Raw genomic sequence first — 16,592 nt, 5'->3', positions numbered from 1 at the left:
GGCCCCTCCCGTGACCCCCCGCCCCTCGTCCAGCGGTCCCGACCCCGAGAAGAAGGCCTCGAAGAAGGGGGCGGCGAAGAAGGCGGCCAAGGCGGCGGGGAAGACCGCCGCGAAGAAGTCCACCCCTGGGAAGACCAGTGCTGCCAAGGCCACCACTGGGAAGAAGGCCGTCGGGAAGAAGGCGGTCGCGAAGAAGACCGTCACGGCGAAGGTCGTCGCGGCGAGGACCGCGGCCCGGGAGGCCGCCGACTCGCCCGGGGTCGAGGCCGAGGTCGCGGTCTCCCCCGCGCCGGCCGCCGACGACCGGGAACGGCTGCGCGCCGGCACGCACCACGACCCCCACGCGGTGCTCGGCGCGCACCGGGTGCCCGGCGGGGTCGCGTTCCGCGCGTTCAGGCCGTACGCCCTGGCGGTGACCGTGCTGTCCGGGGAGCTGCGGGTCGAGCTGCACCACGACGGGGACGGCTTCTTCTCGGGCCTGGTACCCCTGAGCGAGGTCCCCGTCCACCGGCTCCTCGTGGCGTACGAGGGGACGGTCCAGGAGGTCGAGGACCCGTACCGCTTCCTGCCCACCCTGGGCGACCTGGACCTGCATCTGGTCGGCGAGGGCCGGCACGAGCAGCTGTGGCGGGCGCTCGGCGCACACCCGACGACGCGGGACGGGGTGGCGGGCACCCGGTTCGCGGTGTGGGCGCCGAACGCGCGCGGGGTCCGGGTGGCCGGGGGCTTCAACTTCTGGGACGGCACCGGTCACCCGATGCGCTCCCTCGGGTCGACCGGCGTGTGGGAGCTGTTCCTGCCCGGCGTCGGCGCGGGCGAACTGTACAAGTTCGAGATCACCCGGCCCGACGGCTCCCGCACCTTCCGCGCCGACCCGATGGCCCGCCGCACCGAGGTCCCCCCGGCCACCTCCTCCGTCGTGCACGCCTCCGCCTACACGTGGGGCGACGGGGAGTGGCTGGCCCGCCGCGGGGACGCGCCCGCGCACGAGGCGCCGATGTCGGTGTACGAGGTCCACCTGCCGTCCTGGCGCCCCGGACTGACCTACCGCCAACTCGCCGAGCAGCTCCCCGCCTACGTCGCCGACCTGGGCTTCACGCACGTCGAGCTGATGCCGGTCGCCGAGCACCCCTTCGGCGGCTCCTGGGGCTACCAGGTCACCGGCTTCTACGCGCCCACGGCCCGGCTCGGCGACCCCGACGACTTCAGGTACCTGGTGGACCGGCTCCACCGGGCCGGGATCGGCGTCCTGATGGACTGGGTGCCGGCGCACTTCCCGCGCGACGACTGGGCGCTGGCCGAGTTCGACGGGCGCCCGCTGTACGAGCACTCCGACCCGCTGCGGGCCGCCCACCCGGACTGGGGGACGCTGGAGTTCGACCTCGGACGCCGCGAGGTGCGCAACTTCCTGGTCGCCAACGCCGTGTACTGGTGCGAGGAGTTCCACATCGACGGGCTGCGCGTCGACGCGGTCGCCTCCATGCTCTACCTGGACTACTCGCGCGAGCCGGGCCGGTGGACGCCGAACGAGCACGGCGGCCGGGAGAACCTGGACGCGGTGGCGTTCCTCCAGGAGATGAACGCGACGCTCTACCGCCGGGTGCCCGGCGTCGTGACCGTCGCGGAGGAGTCGACGGCCTGGGACGGGGTCACGCGGGCCACGCACCACGAGGGACCGAGCGGCTTCGGCGGGCTCGGGTTCGGGCTGAAGTGGAACATGGGCTGGATGCACGACTCGCTGGGGTACATGAGCCGCGAGCCGGTGCACCGCACGTACCACCACGGGGAGATGACCTTCTCCATGGTGTACGCGTACAGCGAGAACTACGTGCTGCCGATCTCCCACGACGAGGTGGTGCACGGCAAGAAGTCCCTGGTGTCGAAGATGCCGGGCGACTGGTGGCAGCAGCGCGCCAACGAGCGCGCCTACCTCGGCTTCATGTGGGCCCATCCCGGCAAGCAACTGCTCTTCATGGGCCAGGAGTTCGCCCAGGGCGCGGAGTGGTCGGAGGCGCACGGTCCCGACTGGTGGCTGCTCGACCCGGGGTACGGCGCGTCGGCGGACCACCGGGGCGTGCGCGACCTGGTGCGGGACCTGAACACCGTCTACCGGTCGACGCCCGCCCTGTGGGAGCGCGACACCCACCCCGGCGGGTTCGCGTGGGTGGTCGGGGACGCCGCCGGGGACAACGTCCTCGCCTTCCTGCGCCTGGACGCCGACGGCACCCCGCTGCTCGCGGTGTCCAACTTCGCCCCGGTGGTCCGCGCCGACTACCGCCTCGGCGTCCCCGACGACGTCCCGGCCTGGCACGAGGTGCTCAACACCGACGCCGCCCGGTACGGCGGCGGCGACGTCGGCAACCCGGACCCGGTCAAGCCGGAGCCCCAGGGGTGGCACGGCCACCCGGCGAGCATCCGGCTGACCCTGCCGCCCCTGGCGACGGTGTGGCTGCGCCCGGCCTGAGCGTCAGCCCGCGTCACCCGCGTCGGCGAGTCCCTCCGGCAGCGGCTCGCCGTGCAGTACGCCGAGGCGCTGGGTGGCGCGGGTGAGGGCGACGTACAGGTCGCTGGTGCCGTAGCGGCCGGGCTCGACGACCAGGACGGAGTCGAACTCCAGGCCCTTGGACTGGCGCGGGTCCAGCAGGACCACGTCGTGCGTGAGGTCCGGCTCGGCGCCCGCCGTCACGCCGTCGAGCCGGGCGGCGAGGGCCCGGTGCAGCTCGCGCGGGGCGATGACGGCGAGGCGGCCCTCCTCGGGGGCCAGCTCCCGGACGGCCGCGGCGACGGCAGCCGGGAGGTCGGCGGTGGCCCGGATCCAGGGGCGTACGCCCGTCGAACGCACCGAACTCGGCGGCGCGAACTCCGGGTCGCCGGCGCGGACGACGGCGGCCGCCAGGTCCATGATCTCGGCCGGGGTGCGGTAGTTGACGCCCAGGCGGGTGTGGGTCCAGCGGTCCTCGACGTACGGGGCGAGGATCTTCGACCAGGAGCCGACGCCGGCCGCCTCGGCGGTCTGCGCCGGGTCGCCGACCAGGGTCATCGAGCGGGTCGGGCAGCGCCGCATCAGCAGCCGCCAGGCCATCGGGGACAGTTCCTGCGCCTCGTCCACGATGATGTGCCCGAAGGCCCAGGTGCGGTCGGCCGCGGCGCGTTCGGCGGCGCTGCGGTGGTCGTCCTCCTCCTGGCGTTCGGCGAAGCGCTCGGCGTCGATGACGTCGTGCGCGAGCAGGACCTCGGAATCGTCGTCGTCCTTGTCCTCGAACTCGTAGGTCCGGGACGCGTACGACACGTCGAGGACGCCCTGCGCGTAGGCGATCTGCTCCTCGCGCTCGCGTTCGGCGCGGGAGCGGGCCACCCGGTCGTCCACGCCGAGCAGTTCGGCCGCCTCGTCCAGCAGGGGCACGTCGACGACGGTCCAGCGCCGGGTGACCGGGCGGCGGACGGCGGCGGCGTCCTCGGCGGGGAGGAAGTCCTCGGGGGCGGCGAGGAGGTCGGCGACCAGGCGGCGCGGGTCGAGGCGGGGCCACAGCTGGTCGATCGCCGACCAGACCTCGGGGTTCTCGGCGAGTTCGTCGCGGATCTGGGTGATGTCGCTGGGGTCGAGGAGGTTGGTGCCGTCGTAGGGGTCGGTGCCGATGCGTTCGGCGACCATGTCGGTGAGGGTGTTGAGGATGTGGCCCTCGAAGTGCTCGCGGGCCACGTTGTGCGGCAGCTTCGCGGCGCGGGTGCGTTCGCGGGCGACGTTGACGAGGTCGTCGTCGAGCATGAGGACGTCCCGGTCGTGCTCGATGGCGATGACCGGGTCGGGCAGCGCCTGCCGGTCGCGGACCACCTGAGCGAGTACGTCGGCCATGCCGGCCCGGCCCTTCACGGCCGCCGCCTCGGGTGTGTCCGTCGCCGTGGCCTTCACGCCGGGGTACAGCTCGCCGACGGTCGCGAGGAGCACGCCGGTCTCGCCGAGCGAGGGCAGCACCTCGCCGATGTAGCCGAGGAAGGCCGGGTTGGGGCCGACGATGAGGACGGCGCGCTTGGCGAGCAGTTCGCGGTGCTCGTAGAGCAGGTAGGCGGCGCGGTGCAGGGCGACGGCGGTCTTGCCGGTGCCGGGGCCGCCCTCGACGACCATGACGCCGCGGTGCGGGGCGCGGATGATGCGGTCCTGGTCGGCCTGGATGGTCTGCACGATGTCGCCCATGCGGCCGGTGCGCGCGGAGTTCAGCGCGGCCAGCAGCACGGCGTCGCCGGAGGGGTCCTCGTGGCCGGTGCGGGTCTCGTCGCCGAGGTCGAGGATCTCGTCGTGCAGCGCGGTGACGGTGCGGCCCTCGCTGGTGATGTGCCGGCGGCGGCGCAGGCCCATCGGGGTGTGGCCGGTGGCCAGGTAGAAGGGGCGGGCGACGTCGGCCCGCCAGTCGATGAGGACCGGGGTGCGTTCGGCGTCGTCGGCGCGCAGGCCGATGCGGCCGATGTGGTGGCCCTGCCCGGAGGTGAGGTCGACGCGGCCGAAGCAGAGGGAGCCGTCCACGGCGTTGAGCGCGGCGAGCAGCCCGGAGCGCTCGGCGACCAGGATGTCCCGCTCGAGGCGTGCCTGCTGCGGGGTGTTGCCCTGTGCGAGCGCGTCCGTCACCGAGACCTCGGTCTCGCCGCGCAACGCGTCCACGCGTGCGTACAGCCCGTCGACGAATTCCTGCTCGTAGCGCAATTCATCGTCCGGAAATCCGGTGTTTGACAATTCCACTCCCGCGCGGATATACTGTGGCTACTGAACTTCTTTGTGACCCCATTCGCATGAAGTCACGAATCATCGAATATACGCAGAGAAATCCCCCGAGCGCAATTGCTCGGGGGATTTCTTCGTATGCCGGGCCGGTCAGAGCACGTCGGCCAGCTCCTCCAGGAGCCGCCGCTTGGGCCGGGAGCCGACCATCGACTTCACCGGCTCACCCCCGCGGAACACCATGAACGTCGGCATCGACAGCACCTTGTACGCGTTCGTGGTCGCCGGGTTCCGGTCGACGTTCAGCTGCACCACACGGAGCCGGTCGCCCTCCTCCTCGGCCAGGGCGCTGAGCACCGGTGCCATCTGCCGGCACGGCGGGCACCAGTCCGCGGTGAACTCCACCAGCACGGGCAGCTCCGCCCCGATCACCTCCGTCGCGAAGTCCGCGTCCGTCACCTCGGGCACCCCGGCGATCGTCGTCATGCGTGTCCTCCCAGTTCGCACTTGGGCTCCGGACCCCCCGGAACCGCCGCCTCGGCCCGCGCCAGCTGCGCACCCACCTGCGCGCGCACCGACGTGAGCTGCTCGATCAGCGTGTCCAGCTCCGCCAGCTTGTGCCGGTAGATCACCAGGGACGCCGGGCAGGAGTCGCCCTCGGGGTGCCCGGCGCGCAGGCACTCCACGAAGGGGCGGGTCTCCTCCAGTTCGAACCCGAAGTCCTGGAGGGTCCTGATCTGCCGCAGCAGCTTCAGGTCGTCCTCGTCGTAGGTCCGGTATCCGTTGTCGCCCCGCCGCGCGGGCAGCAGACCCCGCGACTCGTAGTACCGCAGCGTCCGCGTCGTGGTCCCGGCCCGTCGGGCCAGCTCGCCGATTCGCATGAGGACGAACGTAAGCCCTGACGCCGACGTCAAGGCAAGCGGGAAGCGAGAAGCCCCGCGCCGGGGGGAGGCGCGGGGCTTCTCGAGGGGACCGGGCGGCTGAGCAACGGGGGGAGCACCTCAGCCGCCCGGCGTGTGGGGGCGTCGCGCGGGCGTCAGGCCCTGGCCAGCTCCTTCTCGCCGCCCTGCTCGGGCAGGTCCGGGGAGCCGTCCTCGTCACCGTCGGCGGTGCCGTGGGCATCGTCCAGGAGGGTCTTCTCGTCGAACGGGATCCGGCCGGCGAGCACCTCGTTCACCCGGTCCTTGTCGATCTCCTTGGTCCAGGTGCCGATCAGGACGGTGGCCACCGCGTTGCCGCCGAAGTTGGTCAGGGCGCGGGCCTCGCTCATGAAGCGGTCGATGCCGACGATCAGGCCGATGCCGTCCACCAGGGCGGGCTTGTGCGACTGGAGGCCACCGGCCAGCGTGGCGAGACCGGCGCCGGAGACACCGGCGGCGCCCTTGGAGGCCACCAGCAGGAAGAGCAGCAGCGGGATCTGCTCGCCGATCGACATCGGCGTACCCATGGCGTCCGAGATGAACAGCGAGGCCATGGTCATGTAGATCATGGTGCCGTCGAGGTTGAACGAGTAGCCGGTCGGAACGGTGATGCCGACCACCGGCTTGCTGACGCCCAGGTGCTCCATCTTCGCGATGAGCCGCGGCAGCGCCGACTCCGACGAGGAGGTGGACAGGATCAGCAGGAACTCGCGGCCCAGGTACTTGAAGAGCGAGAAGACGTTGACCCCGGAGATGACGCGCAGCACCGTGCCGAGGACCAGGAAGAGGAAGAGGAAGCAGGTCACGTAGAAGCCGAGCATCAGCACGGCGAGACTCTTCAGGGCGTCGACGCCCGCCGAGCCGGTGACGGCGGCGATGGCGCCGAAGGCACCGATCGGGGCGGCCCACATGATCATCGCCAGGACGCGGAAGACCAGCCGCTGGATGTGCTCGATGCCGCGCAGGACGGGCTGTCCGGCGTTGCCCATGGCCTGCAGGGCGAAGCCGCACAGCAGGGCGATCAGCAGCGTCTGCAGGACCTCGCCCGCGGTGAACGCCGAGACGATCGTGGTCGGGATGATGCCCAGCAGGAACTCGGTGGTGCCCTTGGCCTCCGCGTCGACCTGCGCCTGGCCGGTCTCCTTGACGGCGTCGGTGACCGCGAGGCCCGTGCCCGGGTCCAGGATGTTGCCGACGATCAGGCCGATGGCGAGCGCCACCAGCGACATCACGAAGAAGTAGACCAGGGCGATACCGCCGACGGCGCCGACCTTGGCGGCCTTGCGGACCGATCCGATGCCCAGGACGATCGTGCAGAAGATGATCGGGGAGATCATCATCTTGATCAGGTTGACGAAGCCGGTGCCGAGCGGCTTCAGCTCCGTCGCGAAGTCCGGGGCGATCAGGCCGACCGCGATGCCGAGGGCGACCGCGATGATCACGGCGATGTAGAGATAGTGCGTGCGGTCGCGCTTGGCCTTGGGTGCGGCAGGTGCCGTAGCGGCGTTGCTGGTCACGGCTGCCCTCCTTGACGACGTCGTGGGGACTCACCGGCGTGCGGCTCACGTCCGGGGGTTTGTATCGGGGACGGGGTGACTATCTCCCGGTGTGTGAGCGTGGTCACCCTTGCGTTCATTTAGTTCACGATCCAGCCAGGAGGGAGACTGGCGGCATGCACCTCCGCGTCCCGAGACCCCGCAGCCTGGCGGGGCAGCTCTTCGCCATGCAGGCCGTACTGATAGCGGTCGTCGTGGTCGGGTACGCGCTGTTCACCTACATCAGCGACCGGGGGCAGGCGCAGGACGCGGCCGGGCGACAGGCCAGGTCAGTGTCGCTCGCGATCGCCGACTCGCCGTCCGTGGCGGACGCCGTACGCACCCCCGACCCGACGGCCCGCCTCCAGCCGTACGCGGTGCGGGTCATGCGGGACACCGACGTGGACTTCGTGACCATCATGAACCCGCGGGGCATCCGCTGGACGCATCCCGAACCGACGGAAATCGGCCATCCCTTCCAGGGCCACATCGAGCGCGCGCTGCGGGGCGAGACCTTCACGGAGACCTACACGGGCACGCTCGGCCCCTCGGTCCGGGCGGTCACGCCGATCGTGGACGACGGCCGGATCGTCGGTCTCGTCTCCGCCGGCATCAAGGTCGAGGAGATCAGCAAACGGGCCCAGGAGCAGCTCACGGCCCTGACGGGGGTGGCGGCCGGGGCGCTGCTGCTCGGCGCGGTCGGTACGTACGTGGTCAACGCGCGGCTGCGCCGGCACACGCACGGGATGAACGCGGACGAGCTGAGCCGGATGCACGACTACCATCAGGCGGCGCTGCACGCGGTGCGGGAGGGGCTGCTGATGCTGGACGGGCAGTACCGTGTCGCGCTGATCAACGACGGCGGCCGCGAGCTGCTCGGCGTGCGCGGCGACGTGGTCGGCGCCTCGGTGGCGGACCTCGGGCTGCCGTCGCAGCTGACCGGGGCGCTGCTGGCGTCGGAGTCGCGGGTGGACGAGGTGCACCTGGCGGCGGAGCGGGTGCTGGTGGTGAATACCTCGCCGGTCTCCGGCGGCGAGCGCCGGGGCACGGTGGTGACGCTGCGGGACGTGACCGAGCTGCAGTCGCTGACCGGCGAGCTGGACTCGGAGCGCGGTTTCACGCAGGCGCTGCGCTCGCAGGCGCACGAGGCGGCGAACCGGCTGCACACGGTCGTCTCGCTGATCGAGCTGGGGCGGGCGGAGGAGGCCGTGGAGTTCGCGACGGCGGAACTGGAACTGGCGCAGGCGCTCACCGACCAGGTGGTGGCGGCGGTGGGCGAGCCGGTGCTGGCGGCGCTGCTGCTGGGCAAGACGGCGCAGGCCAACGAGCGGGGAGTGGAGCTGGTGGTGTCGCAGGACAGCCGACTTGACGACGGCCTGCTGCCGCCGTCGCTGCCCGCCCGGGACCTGGTGACGATCCTGGGCAACCTGGTGGACAACGCGGTGGACGCGGCGCAGGGTGCGGTGCCCTCGCGGGTGACGGTGGCGGCGTACACGGAGGGTTCCGGGGCCGTCGGCTCCGAGCTGGTGCTGCGGGTGTCGGACACCGGCGCCGGGGTCGATCCCGCCCACGCCGACCTGGTCTTCCAGCGGGGCTTCTCCACCAAGCCGGCCGGTGAGGGCGGGCGCGGCCTGGGGCTCGCCCTGGTCCGGCAGGCGGTACGGCGGCACGGCGGCACCCTGACCGTGGCGGAGGCGGAGGGCGGCGGCGCCCGCTTCGAGGCCCGGCTGCCGCTGGGCGACGCGGCGGCACCGGCCACCGCGACGGCCGGACCGGGCGCCGGGGGTGCGGTGTGAGCACCGCCGGCCCGCAGCCCATCCGGGTCCTGGTCGTCGAGGACGACCCGGTCGCCGCCGACGCGCACGTGATGTACGTCGGCCGGGTGCCGGGGTTCACGGCGGTCGGCAAGGCCCACACGGGCGCGGAGGCCCGCCGCATGCTGGACCGCACGCCGGTCGACCTGCTCCTGCTCGACCTCCACCTCCCCGACGTGCACGGCCTCCAGCTGGCCCGCTCGCTGCGGGCGGCGGGGCATCACACGGACGTGATAGCGGTGACGTCGGCGCGGGACCTGACGGTCGTACGGGAGGGCGTGTCGCTGGGCGTCGTCCAGTACGTCCTGAAGCCCTTCACCTTCGCCACCCTGCGCGACCGCCTGGTGCGCTACGCGGAGTTCCGGAACGCCGCCGGGGAGGCCAGCGGCCAGGACGAGGTCGACCGCGCCCTGGCCACCCTCCGCGCCCCCGGCCCGGCGGCCCTGCCCAAGGGCCTGAGCGGCCCGACCCTGGAACGCGTCACGGGCGCCCTGCGCGGCGCGGCCGAGGGCCTCACGGCAGCCGGGGTCGCGGAGGCGGTGGGCATCTCCCGCATCACGGCCCGCCGCTACCTGGAGCACCTGGTGGACGCGGGCCGGGCGGGCCGGAGCCCGCTGTACGGGCAGGTGGGGCGGCCGGAGCTGGTGTATCGGTGGGTGCGGGGGCGGTGAGCCGGGCGGGCGTCGCTCACCCCGCCGTCGCGTACCGCACGACCTGCGAGGCGAGCCCCGCCACGGCGAGCGCCTCCAGCACCGAGAGCGCGACGAGCAGCCGGGTGGCGTCCCCGTTCACCCAGAAAACGACCAGCGCCGCCAGGGGTACCGCGCAGAACGCCGTCAGGTCGATCACGGTCTGGATCGTCTTGCGGGACCGGCGCCGGGTGTCGCTGCGGTGGTACGCCTCCCACCCGAAGGTCGCGAAGCGGCTCCCCTGCGCGGCGAGTTCGGCCAGCTTGGGCCCCAGGTCGTCCCGCACGTAGAGCCCGATCGCCGAGATCTTCTCGTCGTTGACGAGGTAGGTCCATCCGAGGACGAGGCACACCGGGGGCAGTGCCAGCAGCATCGAGGGCTGCTTGGCCTGGGCGGTGGCGGCGATGACGGCGGCCACGACGGCCAGGGTGACGTAGAGGAGGTTGTCCCGGAACCCGATCCTCGCCCTCTGCTCGCTCTTCACGCTCTCGTACTCGGCGAGCAGCAACTGCCCCACCGTGACGTCCTGTTCCGGCACGCGAACCCCTTCCCCCAGCGGTAACTTATGACTATGCCGGACATCCAGCCCACCGTTCTGGTGCTGACCGCACTGCCGCTCGAATACGCCGCGGTCCGCGCGCACGTGGAGGAGCGGGAGGAGCGGGTGCACCGGGACGGGACCCGGGTCGAAGTGGGCCGGCTGACGTCGGCTTCCTGGCACGTCGCCCTCGCCGAGCTGGGCATGGGCGCCGAGCGGGCCGGCGTCCTCACCACCCAGCTCATCGACTGGCTGCGCCCCGAGGCCGTACTGTTCGTCGGCGTCGCGGGCAGCCTGAAGGACGACGTCGGGATCGGCGACGTCGTCGTGGGCACGCAGGTGTATGAGATCCACGGCGGCAAGCAGGCCCCGGAGGGCTTCCTGGTCCGGCCGAAGGCACTGCCGGGTTCGCACGCGCTGGAGCAGGCGGCCCGTTCCGCCGTGCGGGACATGCCCGGCGTACGGGCGCACTTCGTGCCGATCGCCACGGGGGACGTCGTCCTGGCGGACGCCGAGTGCGACATCGCCCGGTTCATCCGCCGGAACTACAACGACGCGGGCGCGATCGAGATGGAGGGCTCGGGCGCCCTCCAGGCGGCCCACCTGAGCGGCCAACTGAACGCCCTGGTCATCAGGGGCATCAGCGACCGGGCCGACGCCCAGAAGCACGAGGCCGATGCCGCGGGGGCGCAGCAGCGCGCCGCCGAGCGGGCCGCGGCGGTGACGGTGGCGGTGTTGCGCAAGCACCGGCCCCGGGAGGGTTCCTCCGACTCCGGGGAGGAGCGTCAGGGAGCGACGTACGGCGGAGACCACATCGACTTCCGGGGCGGCACCTTCCACGGCCCCGTCACCGGTAAGGGCGACGGACGACGGTAGGTGCGGCGCCCACGGCCCGACACGCCCGTCCGCGCCGCTGGACTCGACGCTCAACCCACCTACCTCCGAGTCCCGTCGCCAAACGGCCGATCCGCATGGGCCGGTGGCAGAGCCGCACACTCGGTCCGCACGCAGGACTCACGCGGCCTCACCCGTTCCGCCGCCCGACGGCTGTGCCCCAGGAGAGCGACCACCTCCTCCAGGGGTAATCCCGCGCACGCTCATTGACCTGGCTGGACCACTCCTCTTACGTTCGCCACGCAGCCATCCAGGCCACAGTGTCGTGCGCCCGCAGGAGGTCATGCCCGTGCGCCCCACCGTCCGGTTCACCGCCCTGTTCACCCTCACCGCGCTCGCCTCCACCACCCTCGCCGCCTGCGGAAGCGGCTCCGGCAGTGATCCGGACACGGTGAAGGTCTCCTTCAAGCAGTCGACGGACAACTCCATCAAGGTGATGGACACCTACCTCGGCGACGTCAAGAAGCAGTTCGAGAAGGCCAACCCGGGGAAGAAGGTCGAGCTGGTGCCGATCAAGGCGCCGGACTCGGAGTACTACACCAAGCTCCAGCAGATGCTGCGCTCCCCCAAGACCGCGCCCGACCTGGTCTACGAGGACACCTTCCTCATCAACTCCGACATCACCAGCGGGTACCTGATGCCGCTGGACGACTACCTCGCCGAGTGGAAGGACTGGGACCAGTTCATCGACACGGCGAAGGCCGCGGCCAAGGGCGAGGACGGCAAGACGTACGGCGTGCCGGACGGCACCGACACCCGCGGGCTCTGGTTCAGCAAGGACGTGTTCGCCAGGGCCGGGCTGCCCGCCGACTGGCAGCCGAGGACCTGGGACGAGGTCCTCGACGCGGCCCGCACCATCAAGGAGAAGGTCCCCGGCGTCACGCCGATCAACGTCTACACGGGCAAACCCGCCGGTGAGATGGCCACCATGCAGGGCTTCGAGATGCTGCTGTACGGGACGGGGGACGGGGGCGCCGATCCCCTGTACGACAAGGGGAGCAAGAAGTGGATCACGGCGGGGCAGGGGTTCAGGGACTCCCTCGGCTTCGTGGAGACGGTGTACAAGGAGAAGCTCGGCCCGGAGGTCTCCGACGCCCTCGACCCCAACTTCTCCACGCGGATCCGCGGTGAGCTGCTGCCGCAGGGCAAGCTCGGGATCGCGCTCGACGGCTCCTGGCTGCCGCAGGACTGGCTGGCGGGCAGCGGGCACGAGTGGCCCGAGTGGTCGAAGGAGCTGGGGCTCGCCGCCATGCCCACGCAGCACGGGCAGGCGCCCGGCAGGGTGAGCATGTCCGGCGGCTGGACCTGGTCGATCCCGGCCAAGGCGGGCAACCCCGACCTGGCGTTCGAGTTCGTCAAGACGATGCAGACCAAGGCCAACGCCCAGAAGTGGTACGTCGCCAACTCGGGCATCTCGGTCCGCGAGGACGTCGCGAAGGACCCCGCCTACGTCGCCGCCCAGCCCGGCATCGAGTTCTTCACCGACCTCGTCGCCGACACCCACTACCGGCCCGCCTACCCGGCGTACCCGAAGGTGTCCGTCGCCGTCCAGGAGGCCATGGAGGGCGTGACGACCGGTGACACGTCGGTCGAGGAGGCGGCGCGCGGCTACGACGAGGCGCTCAAGGAGGCCACCGGCAACCAGGTGGTGAGCAGGTGACGGCCACCGCGCCGGGGCACGCCGGGCCGGAGGTGCGGAAAGCGCCCGCGTCTCCGCCCTCCGGTGCCCGGCCCGGCACCGTACGGCGCTCCCTCTTCCGCGCCCTGCCCGTCTCCCCCGCCGTCGTCCTGCTGCTGCTCTTCCTGGCCGGCCCGATCGCCTACTGCGTCGTCATCGCCTTCACCGACCTCCAGCTCACCGGGCAGGCCGAGGAGTCCTTCGTCGGGTTCGACAACTTCACCCGCGCCTTCGGGGACGAGGCGTTCCTCAACGCCGTCTGGCTGACGCTGGTGTTCACCGTGCTGTCCTCGCTGATCGGGCAGAACACCCTGGGCCTTGCGCTGGCCTCGCTGATGCAGCGGGCGTCGAAGCCGGTCCGCACGCTCACCGGTGGCATCGTTGTCACGGCGTGGGTGCTGCCGGAGGTGGTGGCGGGCTTCCTGCTCTACGCCTTCTTCCGCCGCGAGGGCACCCTCAACGCCGTCCTGGACTGGCTCCACCTCCCCTCCCAGAACTGGCTGTTCACCCTGCCGATCCTCGCGGTGTCCTTCGCCAACGTGTGGCGCGGCACGGCGTTCTCGATGCTGGTGTACTCGGCCGCGCTGAACGAGATCCCCAAGGAGGTCACCGAGGCCGCCGAGGTCGACGGCGCGAGCGGCTGGCGCCGGATGTGGCACATCACGCTGCCGATGATCCGGCGCTCCATCGGCACCAACCTCATGCTCAACACCCTGCAGACCCTGTCGGTCTTCGGGCTGATCTGGGTGATGACGCGGGGCGGGCCGAGCGGCAAGAGCCAGACGCTGCCGCTGTTCATGTACGAGCAGGCCTTCCAGAACAGCCTGATCGGGTACGGCACGGCGGTGGCGCTGCTGCTGTTGCTGATCGGCTCGCTGTTCTCGGTCGTGTACCTGCGCCTGCTGCGGACGGAGGTCTGAGATGGCCCACACCCACGCCGCCCGGCGCAACCGGCGCCGCACCGCCGCCGACGCCGGGCTGCTGGTGGTGGCCGCGGCCTTCGTGCTGCCGCTGGCCTGGGTGGTGCTGTCCGCCCTCGACCCGCACGCGAGCCTGCGGGTCAAGGTCCCCGACGGGGTCACGCTGGACAACTTCGACGCCGTCCTCACCCCGGAGATCACCTTCACCCCGCTGCTCAACAGCCTCATCCTGTGCGGCGGGGCGACGCTGCTGACGGTGGTGTGCGCGGCGCTGGCGGCGTATCCGCTCTCCCGGTTCCGGTCGCGGCTGAACCGGCCGTTCCTGCTGACGATCCTGTTCGCGACCAGCCTCCCCATCACCGCGATCATGGTGCCGGTCTACGCGCTCTTCGTGCGGGTGAACATGATCGACACCATGCAGGGGACGATCTTCTTCTTCGCCGCCTCGCAACTGCCCTTCGCCATCTGGCTGATGAAGAACTTCATGGACGGCGTGCCGAAGGAACTGGAGGAGGCGGCCTGGACGGACGGGGCGTCGTCCTTCCAGTCGCTGCTGCGGATCGTGCTGCCGCTGATGGGACCGGGCGTGGCGGTGGTGACCGTCTTCTCGTTCGTGATGATGTGGGGGAACTTCTTCGTCCCCTTCATGCTGCTGCTCTCCCCGGACCAGATGCCCGCCTCGGTCAGCATCAACGACTTCTTCGGCAACCGGGGCATGGTCGCGTACGGGCAACTGACGGCGTTCTCGATCGTCTACTCGACGCCGGTCGTCCTGCTGTACGTGCTGATCTCCCGGCGGCTCGGCGGGGGATTCGCGCTGGGCGGGGCGGTGAAGGGGTGAGCGCGGGACACACGGGGGTCCACCTCGCGCCCGTATGTTCCTACAATCCGTATCGCTGGCCGAACAGTCCGTAGCCAGCGCCGCCCCGTGCCCCTACGGTGTGGCGCGTGCGCCGACCCTCAGCCGACCCGAGCCAGTCGGGTCCCCCGTTCAACGCCCTCGCCGCCCGCCGGCTGCGTGCCGCCCTCAACATGGGACCCGAGCACGTCGCCCACGGCATACGGGTCTCGTACGGACTGCCGTACGTCACCCCCGACCACGTCGTCGCCTGGGAGCGGGGGACGGTCTCCCCCGTAGGGCCCGAGCTGACGGCCCTCGCGGGGGTGCTGTGGTGCTCGCCCGGTGAGCTGATCGGCCGGCCGCAGTCCCTGCGCGAGCACCGCGCCGCCCGCGGTCTGGCGCCCGAGGACGTGGCGCGTGCGGTCGGGCTCGGGCTCCCCGCCTACCAGCGGATGGAGGAGGCGGACGACTGGCGCGGCACCGACCGGCAGTCGGCCCAGCTCGCCAACGTGCTCGGCCTCTCGCTGCCCGACTTCGTGACCGTCACCGGGCGCGAGGAGAAGCTGGCCGAGCTGCTGACGAGCGCGGTGACCACCCGCTGGCAGGGCTGTGTCCGCCCGATCGGCAAGCTCGCCCCGCTGGACCGGCGGGTCCTGGAGAACGTCCTCCAGGTACTGCACCAGGACTACCAGGGGCGCATGGCCGCCACCCTCAGCTGGGGCGGCGGCGCGGCCGGCTCCAGCGCCGGGGGCCGGGACTTCCTCGACCGGATCGTGGACCACTTCTGGACGGCGGTGCAACGGCACCCGTGAGCAACCCGTGAGCGGCGCCCTCGCCGCCTAGAAGACCGACTCGGCCTCGTCCATCCGGTCCTTCGGCACCGTCTTCAGCTCGGTCACGGCCTCCGCCAGCGGCACCATCACGACGTCCGTGCCGCGCAGCGCCGTCATCCGGCCGAAGTCGCCCCGGTGCGCGGCCTCCACCGCGTGCCAGCCGAAGCGGGTGGCGAGGACACGGTCGTACGCGGTGGGTACGCCGCCGCGCTGGACATGGCCGAGGATGACCGGCTTGGCCTCCTTGCCGAGCCTGCGCTCCAGCTCGAAGGCGAGGGCGGTGCCGATGCCCTGGAAGCGCTCGTGGCCGAACTTGTCGATGGCGCCCTTGCCGTAGTCCATGGAGCCCTGGGCGGGGTGGGCGCCCTCGGCGACGCAGACGACGGCGAACTTCTTGCCGCGGGCGAAGCGCTCCTCGACCATCTTGACCAGGTCGGCGGGGTCGAAGGGGCGCTCGGGCAGGCAGATGCCGTGGGCGCCGGCGGCCATGCCGGACTCCAGGGCGATCCAGCCGGCGTGCCGGCCCATGACCTCGACGACCATCACACGCTGGTGGGACTCGGCGGTGGTCTTGAGGCGGTCCATCGCCTCGGTGGCCACGCCGACGGCGGTGTCGAAGCCGAAGGTGCGGTCGGTGGAGGAGATGTCGTTGTCGATGGTCTTCGGCACGCCGACGACGGGCAGACCCGCGTCGGACAGCATCCGGGCGGCCGTGAGCGTGCCCTCGCCGCCGATCGGGATCAGGGCGTCGATGCCGAAGTTCTGGATCATGTCGCCGGCGTTCTCGCAGGCCTCGCGGAGCCGGTCGCGCTCCAGCCGGGAGGAGCCGAGGATGGTGCCGCCGCGGGCGAGGATGCCGCTGACGGCGTTGAGGTCGAGGGTGCGGTAACGGCCGTCCAGCAGGCCCGCGTAGCCGTCCTCGAAGCCGATGACCTCGTCGCCGTAGTTGTCGACCGCTCGGTGCACGACCGACCGGATCACTGCGTTCAGGCCGGGGCAGTCGCCGCCTGCGGTGAGAACTCCGATACGCATCGTGCTGTGTCTCCTGCTCGCTGTTGACACCGGTGAGCCGAGCCAATTGTTCCACGGCCCGGACGCCGGTGGACGGCAGGCGGGACGACTGCCGCCGCCGAGCAGCGCTGACGGGCGCCTTAACCATCGCCGGAGGTACTGTCAAGAGGGTTGTGCCCCCCGACGAAACGCCCGGCCCGACGAAGAC

Annotated in this window: 14 protein-coding genes; 8 read left to right on the top strand and 6 right to left on the bottom strand. The window is 71.6% G+C overall.

The genetic code is table 11. The features are described from left to right. The first annotated feature begins 10 nt into the window (after positions 1–10). Positions 11–2,464, top strand: a complete 2,454-nt coding sequence (gene glgB, locus BJ961_RS07035) for a 1,4-alpha-glucan branching enzyme (protein WP_271320450.1) — start codon at positions 11–13, stop codon at positions 2,462–2,464. Between the two features lie 3 nt (positions 2,465–2,467). Here glgB and BJ961_RS07030 read toward each other — a convergent pair whose 3' ends face one another. The 4 genes from BJ961_RS07030 to BJ961_RS07015 form a co-directional block, all read right to left on the bottom strand. Beyond that, complete coding sequence (locus BJ961_RS07030) at positions 2,468–4,726, bottom strand: HelD family protein (RefSeq protein WP_271320449.1); 2,259 nt, start codon at positions 4,724–4,726, stop codon at positions 2,468–2,470. Between the two features lie 138 nt (positions 4,727–4,864). Beyond that, complete coding sequence (locus BJ961_RS07025; RefSeq protein WP_271416983.1) at positions 4,865–5,179, bottom strand: thioredoxin; 315 nt, start codon at positions 5,177–5,179, stop codon at positions 4,865–4,867. 14 nt (positions 5,180–5,193) lie between these two features. Continuing rightward, a complete protein-coding gene (locus tag BJ961_RS07020; protein ID WP_271320448.1) occupies positions 5,194–5,592 on the bottom strand; it encodes a MerR family transcriptional regulator in 399 nt (132 codons plus the stop codon). A 155-nt stretch (positions 5,593–5,747) separates the two neighbouring features. Continuing rightward, positions 5,748–7,148, bottom strand: a complete 1,401-nt coding sequence (locus tag BJ961_RS07015; RefSeq protein WP_271320447.1) for a cation:dicarboxylate symporter family transporter — start codon at positions 7,146–7,148, stop codon at positions 5,748–5,750. 155 nt (positions 7,149–7,303) lie between these two features. Between BJ961_RS07015 and BJ961_RS07010 the strand changes: the two genes are divergently transcribed. Next, positions 7,304–8,962 (top strand): sensor histidine kinase, encoded by a 1,659-nt coding sequence (locus BJ961_RS07010; RefSeq protein ID WP_271320446.1) that lies wholly within the window; start codon positions 7,304–7,306, stop codon positions 8,960–8,962. Continuing rightward, positions 8,959–9,651, top strand: coding sequence for a response regulator (locus tag BJ961_RS07005; RefSeq protein ID WP_271320445.1), 693 nt, complete (start codon positions 8,959–8,961; stop codon positions 9,649–9,651). Before BJ961_RS07010 ends, BJ961_RS07005 begins: the two co-directional genes overlap by 4 nt. Positions 9,652–9,667: 16 nt before the next feature. On the opposite strand, the gene BJ961_RS07000 is transcribed toward BJ961_RS07005, so the two are convergent. After that, on the bottom strand, positions 9,668–10,207 hold the full coding sequence (locus BJ961_RS07000; protein ID WP_271320444.1) for a hypothetical protein: 540 nt from the start codon (positions 10,205–10,207) through the stop codon (positions 9,668–9,670). A 27-nt stretch (positions 10,208–10,234) separates the two neighbouring features. On the opposite strand from BJ961_RS07000, the gene BJ961_RS06995 reads away from it, so the two are divergent. The 5 genes from BJ961_RS06995 (at position 10,235) to BJ961_RS06975 (ending at position 15,352) form a co-directional block, all read left to right on the top strand. Beyond that, a complete protein-coding gene (locus BJ961_RS06995) occupies positions 10,235–11,083 on the top strand; it encodes a 5'-methylthioadenosine/S-adenosylhomocysteine nucleosidase (protein WP_271320443.1) in 849 nt (282 codons plus the stop codon). 301 nt (positions 11,084–11,384) lie between these two features. Beyond that, positions 11,385–12,761, top strand: a complete 1,377-nt coding sequence (locus tag BJ961_RS06990) for an extracellular solute-binding protein (protein WP_271320442.1) — start codon at positions 11,385–11,387, stop codon at positions 12,759–12,761. After that, the gene (locus BJ961_RS06985; RefSeq protein WP_271320441.1) at positions 12,758–13,699 is read left to right on the top strand and encodes a carbohydrate ABC transporter permease; all 942 of its coding nucleotides are present in this window, start codon (positions 12,758–12,760) and stop codon (positions 13,697–13,699) included. The genes BJ961_RS06990 and BJ961_RS06985 overlap by 4 nt, the downstream gene beginning before the upstream one ends. 1 nt (position 13,700) lies before the next feature. After that, positions 13,701–14,540: a carbohydrate ABC transporter permease gene (locus tag BJ961_RS06980; protein ID WP_271320440.1), complete on the top strand. Its 840-nt coding sequence runs from the start codon at positions 13,701–13,703 to the stop codon at positions 14,538–14,540. A gap of 98 nt (positions 14,541–14,638) precedes the next feature. After that, complete coding sequence (locus BJ961_RS06975; protein ID WP_271320439.1) at positions 14,639–15,352, top strand: helix-turn-helix domain-containing protein; 714 nt, start codon at positions 14,639–14,641, stop codon at positions 15,350–15,352. Between the two features lie 27 nt (positions 15,353–15,379). On the opposite strand, the gene BJ961_RS06970 is transcribed toward BJ961_RS06975, so the two are convergent. Beyond that, the gene (locus BJ961_RS06970) at positions 15,380–16,405 is read right to left on the bottom strand and encodes an ATP-dependent 6-phosphofructokinase (protein ID WP_271320438.1); all 1,026 of its coding nucleotides are present in this window, start codon (positions 16,403–16,405) and stop codon (positions 15,380–15,382) included. Between the last annotated feature and the right edge of the window lie 187 nt (positions 16,406–16,592).

The organism is Streptomyces lienomycini (assembly GCF_027947595.1).
Classification (GTDB): domain Bacteria; phylum Actinomycetota; class Actinomycetes; order Streptomycetales; family Streptomycetaceae; genus Streptomyces; species Streptomyces lienomycini.
Note: the sequence above shows the minus strand (reverse complement) of the source record. Positions and strands in the feature narration are given on the sequence as shown.

What these genes read in the sequence shown, in the direction of transcription:
- BJ961_RS07020 (WP_271320448.1), bottom strand. Translation starts at nt 5,592, where the DNA reads ATGCGAATCGGCGAGCTGGCCCGACGGGCCGGGACCACGACGCGGACG.
- BJ961_RS07010 (WP_271320446.1), top strand. Translation starts at nt 7,304, where the DNA reads ATGCACCTCCGCGTCCCGAGACCCCGCAGCCTGGCGGGGCAGCTCTTC.
- BJ961_RS06995 (WP_271320443.1), top strand. Translation starts at nt 10,235, where the DNA reads ATGACTATGCCGGACATCCAGCCCACCGTTCTGGTGCTGACCGCACTG.
- BJ961_RS06990 (WP_271320442.1), top strand. Translation starts at nt 11,385, where the DNA reads ATGCCCGTGCGCCCCACCGTCCGGTTCACCGCCCTGTTCACCCTCACC.
- BJ961_RS06980 (WP_271320440.1), top strand. Translation starts at nt 13,701, where the DNA reads ATGGCCCACACCCACGCCGCCCGGCGCAACCGGCGCCGCACCGCCGCC.
- BJ961_RS06970 (WP_271320438.1), bottom strand. Translation starts at nt 16,405, where the DNA reads ATGCGTATCGGAGTTCTCACCGCAGGCGGCGACTGCCCCGGCCTGAAC.